Origin of the sequence: Methanoculleus sp. UBA208 (assembly GCF_002498065.1) — an archaeon.
In the GTDB taxonomy this organism is placed as follows: domain Archaea; phylum Halobacteriota; class Methanomicrobia; order Methanomicrobiales; family Methanoculleaceae; genus Methanoculleus.
Map to the genome: position 1 here is coordinate 1 of NZ_DAFZ01000030.1, position 7,134 is coordinate 7,134.

At 66.8% G+C, this 7,134-nt stretch carries 9 protein-coding genes and 1 pseudogene; 3 read left to right on the plus strand and 7 right to left on the minus strand.

Annotated features, from left to right (window positions below; genetic code table 11):
- Window positions 1–138: 138 nt before the first annotated feature.
- Genes BRA62_RS02335 through BRA62_RS02345 form a run of 3 tightly spaced genes read right to left on the minus strand, consistent with a single transcriptional unit; the run spans window position 139 to window position 1,949 of the window.
- Window positions 139–507 (minus strand): YigZ family protein, encoded by a 369-nt coding sequence (locus tag BRA62_RS02335; protein ID WP_292364516.1) that lies wholly within the window; start codon window positions 505–507, stop codon window positions 139–141.
- A complete protein-coding gene (locus BRA62_RS02340; protein WP_292364518.1) occupies window positions 504–1,013 on the minus strand; it encodes a dual specificity protein phosphatase family protein in 510 nt (169 codons plus the stop codon). Before BRA62_RS02340 ends, BRA62_RS02335 begins: the two co-directional genes overlap by 4 nt.
- Before the next feature lie 9 nt (window positions 1,014–1,022).
- The gene (locus tag BRA62_RS02345; protein WP_292364519.1) at window positions 1,023–1,949 is read right to left on the minus strand and encodes an ROK family protein; all 927 of its coding nucleotides are present in this window, start codon (window positions 1,947–1,949) and stop codon (window positions 1,023–1,025) included.
- Window positions 1,950–2,117: 168 nt separating this feature from the next.
- Between BRA62_RS02345 and BRA62_RS02350 the strand changes: the two genes are divergently transcribed.
- Genes BRA62_RS02350 through BRA62_RS02360 form a run of 3 tightly spaced genes read left to right on the plus strand, consistent with a single transcriptional unit; the run spans window position 2,118 to window position 4,502 of the window.
- Window positions 2,118–2,351, plus strand: coding sequence for a FeoA family protein (locus tag BRA62_RS02350; RefSeq protein WP_292364520.1), 234 nt, complete (start codon window positions 2,118–2,120; stop codon window positions 2,349–2,351).
- The gene (locus BRA62_RS02355) at window positions 2,348–4,063 is read left to right on the plus strand and encodes a ferrous iron transporter B (RefSeq protein WP_292364521.1); all 1,716 of its coding nucleotides are present in this window, start codon (window positions 2,348–2,350) and stop codon (window positions 4,061–4,063) included. The genes BRA62_RS02350 and BRA62_RS02355 overlap by 4 nt, the downstream gene beginning before the upstream one ends.
- Window positions 4,064–4,076: 13 nt before the next feature.
- The gene (locus BRA62_RS02360; RefSeq protein ID WP_292364522.1) at window positions 4,077–4,502 is read left to right on the plus strand and encodes a metal-dependent transcriptional regulator; all 426 of its coding nucleotides are present in this window, start codon (window positions 4,077–4,079) and stop codon (window positions 4,500–4,502) included.
- A gap of 12 nt (window positions 4,503–4,514) precedes the next feature.
- Here the strand turns inward: BRA62_RS02360 and BRA62_RS02365 are convergent, their stop codons facing one another.
- The 4 genes and pseudogenes from BRA62_RS02365 to BRA62_RS02380 all read right to left on the minus strand — a co-directional run.
- Window positions 4,515–4,751 (minus strand): KTSC domain-containing protein, encoded by a 237-nt coding sequence (locus tag BRA62_RS02365; protein WP_292364523.1) that lies wholly within the window; start codon window positions 4,749–4,751, stop codon window positions 4,515–4,517.
- A 61-nt stretch (window positions 4,752–4,812) separates the two neighbouring features.
- Window positions 4,813–5,025 carry a KTSC domain-containing protein gene (locus tag BRA62_RS02370; protein ID WP_292364524.1) on the minus strand — a complete coding sequence of 71 codons (213 nt, stop codon included), beginning with the start codon at window positions 5,023–5,025 and terminating at the stop codon, window positions 4,813–4,815.
- Window positions 5,026–5,085: 60 nt separating this feature from the next.
- Window positions 5,086–6,741 carry a hypothetical protein gene (locus tag BRA62_RS02375; protein ID WP_292364525.1) on the minus strand — a complete coding sequence of 552 codons (1,656 nt, stop codon included), beginning with the start codon at window positions 6,739–6,741 and terminating at the stop codon, window positions 5,086–5,088.
- A 202-nt stretch (window positions 6,742–6,943) separates the two neighbouring features.
- A pseudogene (locus BRA62_RS02380) lies at window positions 6,944–7,134 on the minus strand (hypothetical protein); the annotation flags it as partial.

Here is a 7,134-nt window from a genome sequence, read left to right on the forward strand (position 1 = left end):
GGGGTGTCCCCCTCCCGGCAATAGTGTTTTGGGACAACTTCATCCATTCTTCAGCGGATCTCACGAATCTGCCAGATTCGTTCCCATCTCAAAAACCAATCGCCGGAGGTGGCTCGATCATGCAGGGGCAGGCCCCCGTCACCGGGTAACCCCTGCCTCGCGGATCGCCGCCTCCCCGGCGTCGCGGAACGCCCGCCCGACGTTCCCCGGGCCGAGGAGGACTCCTCCGAAGATCCTTGAGACCACCAGCGCGTGGCTCCCGAGGCCGTGCTTGCGGAGCAGGTCGAGGAGCACCCTCCCCGGCCGGCCGACCTCGCCGTCGTTCCTGAACTCCTCCAGGGTTCCGCACCGGAGGGCGGCGCAGTGGTGGGCGGCCTTCCGGTAGGCCTCCCGGTGGCCGGCGAGAACCCCCGCGACGTCCTGTGGCCCTTCGACCCGGTAGAGGTGCGCATAGAACCGCGACCGCCGGACCTCGATCGCGGCGGTGCCGAGGGGCTCCGCGGTCACGCCGCCACCCGCCTCCTTGCGTACTCGTCCCAGTGCGCCTCGAGAAAACCCCGGATCCCCCGGCCGGGTTTGTAGGGCGGGTATATCTTGCGGTAGGCCTCCTCGGCGTCGGCAAACCTCTCCCTCGGCAGGACGTCGGTGTAGGCCACAAGGTAGAGGAGCCCGATCGCCGCCGACCGGGAGACGCCGAAACCGCAGTGGACCAGCACCTGCCGCCCCTCCGAAAGACACCGGTCGATGAAAGCGAGAGCGGCATCGACGGCTTCCTTCGGGACGTCGGCGGGATCCTTCACATCGACCAGGTTGAGCATCAGCCGGTTCCCCCGCCGGGCGACCAGGTGCTCGGGGTGATCCGGCGGCACCGTGCCGAGCGGGGAGTAGGTGACCGCCAGGCAGTGGTAGGGGCTCCGGCAGGCGTGCACCACGCACCAGGTCTCGTGCGCCTCCACAGCAACCTCGTAGTCCTCCTGCGTCCCGATATAGAGGTTCTGGTAGATCTCGATCATGTGCCCACCTCACCGGGCCTCAAGCGCGTACGCCGCCGCCCCGAGAAGCGGCGCCTGCCCTGCAAGGCTCGAGACGGCAAGCCGGGGAAGGGCGAGGTAGCGGTCGATGAACGGTTCCATCTGCCGGATCACGATATCACCATAGTACCGGGCGAGCGGTCCGTCGAAGACGATCACCTCGGGGTTGTAGGCGACGATGACGGCCGAGATCCCCCGGGCGTTCATCTCCCCGAGCGCCTCCATGAAGGCGAGGGCGACCGGGTCCTCTGCCCGTGCCGCCGTAAAGATCGCCCGGGTGGAGGAGGGGTCGAAGGCCACGTGCCGGACGTCGGCCGCCGCCCGCCACGCCGTGAAGAACCCGGGAATGTTCTTTGCGGAGGCGTAGGCCTCCCAGTGGCCGGCAAACCCGCACCCGCAGACGAGATTGTAGCGGGTATCGACGGGGATGTGCCCGATCTCCCCGGCGTTTCCGCTCATCCCGAGGAGGAGGCAGCCGTTCACCACCGCACCCCCGCCGATGCCGGTCGAGAGGGTGATGTAGACGACGTTGTCGGAGCCGCGGGCGGCGCCCGCCCACCGTTCGCCGAGGACCCCGGCCCGGGCGTCGTTGATCAGGGCGACCGGCAGCCCGAACCGCTCCCGGAGCGGCTCGACGATCTCCACGACCGGGAACGCGATGTTCGGGGAGCCGACGACCCAGCCGCGGCCGAGGTCGAGGGGGCCGGCCGATGCGACGCCGATGGCCGCAGCCTCTCTCCCTTCCGGCGACGCGAGGAGAGCCTCTATCCGGGCGGCGATCGCGGCGGTGATCACCTCCCCGGAAGGGCCCGCAGTCGGCGTCGGGACGGCGTCGTGGGCGAGCAGGGTCGCGTCGGAGTCTACCAGGGCGGCGCGGAGGTTGGTTCCGCCGAGGTCAACGGCAATCACGGTCGTCATATGGGTCGCTCCTCTGGTGGCAGGTGCTTCTCTTCTCGGATTACGCGAACCACCGGGATAAACCTTGCTTCCGGCCGGGACGGCGGATCCGGGAGAGTGCCCACGGCTACGGAAGTAAGGTATATCTACTTCCCGCACCAGATTTAGGTATACCTAAAAAGGATCGCCATGGAAAAGACGTTGCTTGATCTGGAACCGGGCACGCAGGGGACCATCGCCCGATTTATCGGAAACCCGGGCTTTGTCCGGAAACTCAGGACCATCGGAATCAGGGAAGGCAAGACCCTCACCGTCGTCACCCGCCACCCCCTCGGCGGCCCGATGGTGATCGAAGTGGACGGCCGGGAAGTGACGCTCGGCCGCGGGATGGCCGGAAGGGTCGTCGTGGACGTGGCCGCATGAAGACCGTCGTCCTGATGGGCAACCCGAACGTCGGGAAGAGCGGGATCTTCTCGCGGCTGACCGGCACCCGGGTAATCACCTCGAACTACGCCGGGACCACCGTCGACGTCTCCCGCGGGAAGATGCATCTTCCGGACGGCCCTGCCGCGGTGATAGACGCGCCCGGCACCTACTCCCTCACCCCCACGAACCCCGCCGAAGAGGTCGCCGCGGAGATCCTCGGAGAGGCCGACGTCGTCGTCAATGTTGTCGATTCAACCAACCTGGAGAGGAACCTCTACCTGACCCTCGAGACCCTGGAGCGCGGGGTCCCGGCGGCCGTCGCGCTCAACCTCTGGGACGAGGCCGGGCACCAGGGGATCGCGATCGACGTCGCCGGGCTCGAGCGGCTCCTCGGGGTGCCGGTCGTCCCGACCGTGGGCCTTTCCGGGCAGGGAATCCGGGAACTCGTGGGACGGCTCGGCGGGGCACGCCCCTCGGCGACGATCCGACCCATGAGCGAGGAGGAGCGGTGGGCGACGGTCGGCCGGATCACCGGGGAGGTGCAGACGATCGCCCACCGGCACCACACCCTCGCCGACCGACTCAGCGAGGCGAGCATCCGGCCGATCAGCGGCCTCTTCATAGCCCTCGCGGTCATCGCCGCCGCGTTCCTGGCGGTCAGGTGGATCGGCGAAGGGCTCATAGCGTACGTCTTCGAGCCGCTCTTCGACCTCTACACCCCGATCGCCATGAGGGCGAGCGACCTCCTCGGCCCCGGGATCCTGCACGAGATCCTGATCGGACACCTCATCGACGGCGAGATCGATTACGTCCAGTCGATGGGGCTCCTCACCACCGGGCTCTTCGTTCCGTTCGCCATGATCCTCCCCTACATCGTGGCGTTCTACCTCGTCCTCTCGATCCTCGAGGATACCGGTTACCTCCCCAGGCTCGCGACGCTGGCCGACACCTTCTTCCACAGGCTCGGGATGCACGGCTACGGCATCATCCCGGTCTTCCTCGGGTTCGGGTGCAACGTGCCGGGGGCGCTCGCCACCCGGGTGCTGGAGACGAAGAAGCAGCGGTTCATCGCCGCCACCCTCATGTCGCTTGCGATCCCGTGCATGGCGCAGATCGCGATGATCTTCGGGGTTCTCGGGCCGTTCGGCCTGCATTATGTGGTGATGGTCTTTGCGACCCTCGCCGTCGTCTACGTCGCCGCGGGCCTGATCCTGAACCGGGTGGTGCCGGGCGAGTGCCCGGAGATATTCCTGGAGATCCCCCCCTACCGGGCGCCGGATCTCCGGGCGACCGTTATGAAGACCTGGATGCGGGTTCGGGGCTTCATCGGGGAGGCGATCCCTTACCTCTTCCTCGGTATCCTGCTCGTCAACCTGCTCTACTCGGTCGGGTTCCTTGACCTGCTCGCGGCCGTCTTCGCCCCGGTGATGGAGGCCTGGCTCGGGCTTCCCGCCGGAGCGGCCGTCGCCCTCCTCGTAGGGTTCCTCCGAAAGGATCTCGCGGTGGGGATGCTGGTGCCGCTCGGGATGAGCCCGGAGCAGCTTGTGATCGCGGTGACGATGCTCACGATCTACTTCCCGTGCGTGGCGACGTTCGTGGTGCTCCTCCGGGAGCTCGGGGCGCGTGGGATGCTCGCCGCCGCAGGCGTGATGGTGACGGCGGCGCTCCTCGTCGGGGGTGCGCTGCGGATGGTGCTGATCGGGTTTTAAGGAGGAAGGAGAGATGCGGAAGAAGACTACGGAGGATTACATCGAGATCATCTGCCTGCTCGAGAAACAGGAAGGGCGGGCGCAGACCGGCAGGATCGCGGAAGCGATCGACGTGAAACCGCCGTCGGTCACGGAGATGCTCCGGAAACTGGAGCAGGAAGGCCTTATCGTCTACGAGTCCTACGCGGGCGCGACGCTGACCCCGGCGGGCGAGGAGATGGCCCGCGATCTCCAGAGAAGGCACAGGACGTTTGCGGACCTGCTGGAACTCCTGGGGGTCGAGGGAGAGATCGCGGAGACGGACGCCTGCCAGTTCGAGCACCACGTGAGCCCGGAGACGCTGGAGCGCCTCAGGCTCTTCCTGGAGTTCCTGAGCGAGAGCCCGGACGGCCGGCGGTGCCTCGAAGCGTTCGGAGAGTTCCGCAAGCAGCGGGAGTGAGGGGGTTCGGGGTCAGATGTCCTCCCCCACCGCCATGCAGGGGTACTTCTCCCGCGGGTACCTGCCCTCTATGGACTCGCGGACGAACTGCTCCCTCGATGCGGCTGCGAGGAGACCGTTGTAGACTTCTCTCGGAACGCCGGCGTAGCGGTAGGCGTCTCCGGTCGAGCAGACGACGAGAAGCGCCTTCGTTGTGGGATCGTAGCCGACGGAGCTGACGCCGGCGCGTCCGGCTGATTGTTGAGACATACGGGTGGGTTGTGATCGGCGGTGATGATAGCGGTTGCGGCGGGCACCGCCGGAGGTCCCCTCACCGGACCTTCTCGTAGGGGTAGCGCAGCCGGATGAACTCCCCGAAGTAGCGGCCTTTCGACCGGGCCGCGAGCATTCCCTCATAGACCTCGGGCGGCACGCCGACGTAGTGGTAGACCCCGCCGCTGTGGAACTCGACCTCCAGGATCTCGTCTTCCGGGTCGTAACCGACCGATTTGATGTTGGTGGATTCGACGGTCTGGCGCTGCATGGGCGCAAGTAGAGGGGTTGTGGGGATAAGGGTTGTGGGAAGGGAGGCAGTCGACCGGGACTACGGCGCGACGGGGATGAACCCGGTATCCGGGGCCCGGTCGTAGACCGTCCTGTTGAACTTGTCCGGATTGATGTGAACCTCGCCCCTTCCGGTTCGCTCCTCGGCCTCCCACACCCTGCCGCGCAGTTCGGTAAGCGGGATACTGGCACGGCTCGGGACGAGGGCGGTCTCGACGTAGAGGTCCAGTTTCCCATCGTCGTTGAGGAGTTCCAGGGGGACGCTTGCATGGATGCTGTTCCCCCGCATGGTGACGAGGTGCCGGACACCGCTCGCCCCGAAGACGCCGCCGGTATCCCCCACCAGCAGGGCATCGAGCTTCCCGTTGTAGAGGGAGTAGACAAAGGCCGACTCGAAAAGGCCGTCTCCTGCCTGATCGGTATCAAAGAAGACCGTGGTTATGGCCCCGTCGTCCGGCTCCAGGCTGGCATAGGTGACGTTCACGAGGAGGATACTCCCCGCATACCCGGTCTCGACCGAGACAATGTCGTCCCCGTCGTAACCGAACCCGGCCGAATCACCCGCCCGGTCGGAGGAGAGGACCGGCTGGCCGGTGTATGCCAGGGGAGGGAGAATCCTGCCGGTCGCGGAATCGATCGCCCCGGCCCCCGTATCCGGGACCTGATCCAGTTCTCCGGCGGAGGACAACTCATCGAGCGGGAAGGAGTCGAGGACGATGCTTGCCCTCCCGTCGCCGGACCCGAGCAGCGTGAGCGGGATCCGGAAGAAGGTCTGGTTGCCGGCAACCAGAAACACGGCGTCGTTGTACGGAACCCCGAGAGGGACGGCCGCAGTCTCCGCGTAGCCTTCTTCCGCGAGCCCGGGGCCGGCCTTCTCCAGGCTCGCGCCGGTCCCGAGCAGGGATCCGATCGTGTAGTCCAGACGGTAGTCGATCCCGAACGACGGCGGCGCCTCTTCGGCGTTCATGAACCCGGTAGCCAGGTTCTGGTCCGCGTCGATAAGGATCCAGCCTTTCAGGTCGCCTCCCGGATAACTCCCCCCGTCCTCGACGGGGGTTGCGTAGGTCACCAGGAGGTCGAGCACGCCGTCGTGGACGTCCATATCAAGGCCCGTGACGTCCCCGGACGGCGCGTCGCCTGCCCGGTCCTGAAACCCGGCGCTCATCCGTGCGTTCCCGCCCGGAACCCGCACCTCACCGTTCCCGGCGTTCACGACCCCATAGTCCGGGACGCGGTCGAAGGCGAGGCCCCCCGCGGTTCCGGCGTAGGCGGCGGCGAAGAGGTCCGGGTCCGCACCGCCGCCCCCGGAGGCATCGAGGGGGATCGCGATCTCGATCCGGCTCCCGCTGCAGGAGAGGGTATCCTCGCTCACCGGGTCGTCGTTCAGGGTTGCGGAGACGAGCGGCTCGGCATAGACGATGGGCATGACGGAGAAGTCGTAGACGTAGTCCGCGCCGGTCCCTTCCCGGTAGCCCGTCGAAGGGTTCCGATCAGCATCGACGAAGACCGTCCCGCCGTAACTCCCCACGGGATCCCGGGCAAGATCGATCCGGACATACAGGACGCCCTCACCGGCGTCGCAGGAGAGATCGGTTATGTCGGCGTCCGGGAAGTCTCCCGCCGGATCGGCCACGCTGGCGGCGGAGGTAAAGGCCATGGCATGCACGAGCAGCAGTACGGGAAGTATGAACAGCACGTACCTCCACCTTCGGTTCGCCTGCGCCATTGTCCCCCGGTGTGCAGGGACCGGGGAGAGATAAAGGTGCCTGCCCGGAGACTATCAGCCGGTTCTCCCCGATAGGCCTTATGGAGACGGACGGCTGACGGAAACTTCGATTTGCGCTTTCAGGGGACTTCTCTTCCCGTTCTCCAGCCATCTCCGGATATCGCGTCCCGCCCTACATCCCCACGGTGAAGGCCGCAAAAGCCGCGAGCGCTGCGAGCGTGAGAAGCGCAAGCACCCCGACCGTCCAGACGACCATGAAGATGACGATCGTCGACAGGCGCACCTCCCGGAACGGGACGGTTCCCGCGTTCATCCGCCGTGCGATCGCCCAGGCGTCGTAAACCCCGAAGAGCCAGACGGCCA

Coding starts and splice junctions, on each gene's coding strand:
- BRA62_RS02340 (WP_292364518.1), bottom strand. CDS start 1,013: ATGATCGAGATCTACCAGAACCTCTATATCGGGACGCAGGAGGACTAC.
- BRA62_RS02345 (WP_292364519.1), bottom strand. CDS start 1,949: ATGACGACCGTGATTGCCGTTGACCTCGGCGGAACCAACCTCCGCGCC.
- BRA62_RS02350 (WP_292364520.1), top strand. CDS start 2,118: ATGGAAAAGACGTTGCTTGATCTGGAACCGGGCACGCAGGGGACCATC.
- BRA62_RS02355 (WP_292364521.1), top strand. CDS start 2,348: ATGAAGACCGTCGTCCTGATGGGCAACCCGAACGTCGGGAAGAGCGGG.
- BRA62_RS02360 (WP_292364522.1), top strand. CDS start 4,077: ATGCGGAAGAAGACTACGGAGGATTACATCGAGATCATCTGCCTGCTC.
- BRA62_RS02365 (WP_292364523.1), bottom strand. CDS start 4,751: ATGTCTCAACAATCAGCCGGACGCGCCGGCGTCAGCTCCGTCGGCTAC.
- BRA62_RS02370 (WP_292364524.1), bottom strand. CDS start 5,025: ATGCAGCGCCAGACCGTCGAATCCACCAACATCAAATCGGTCGGTTAC.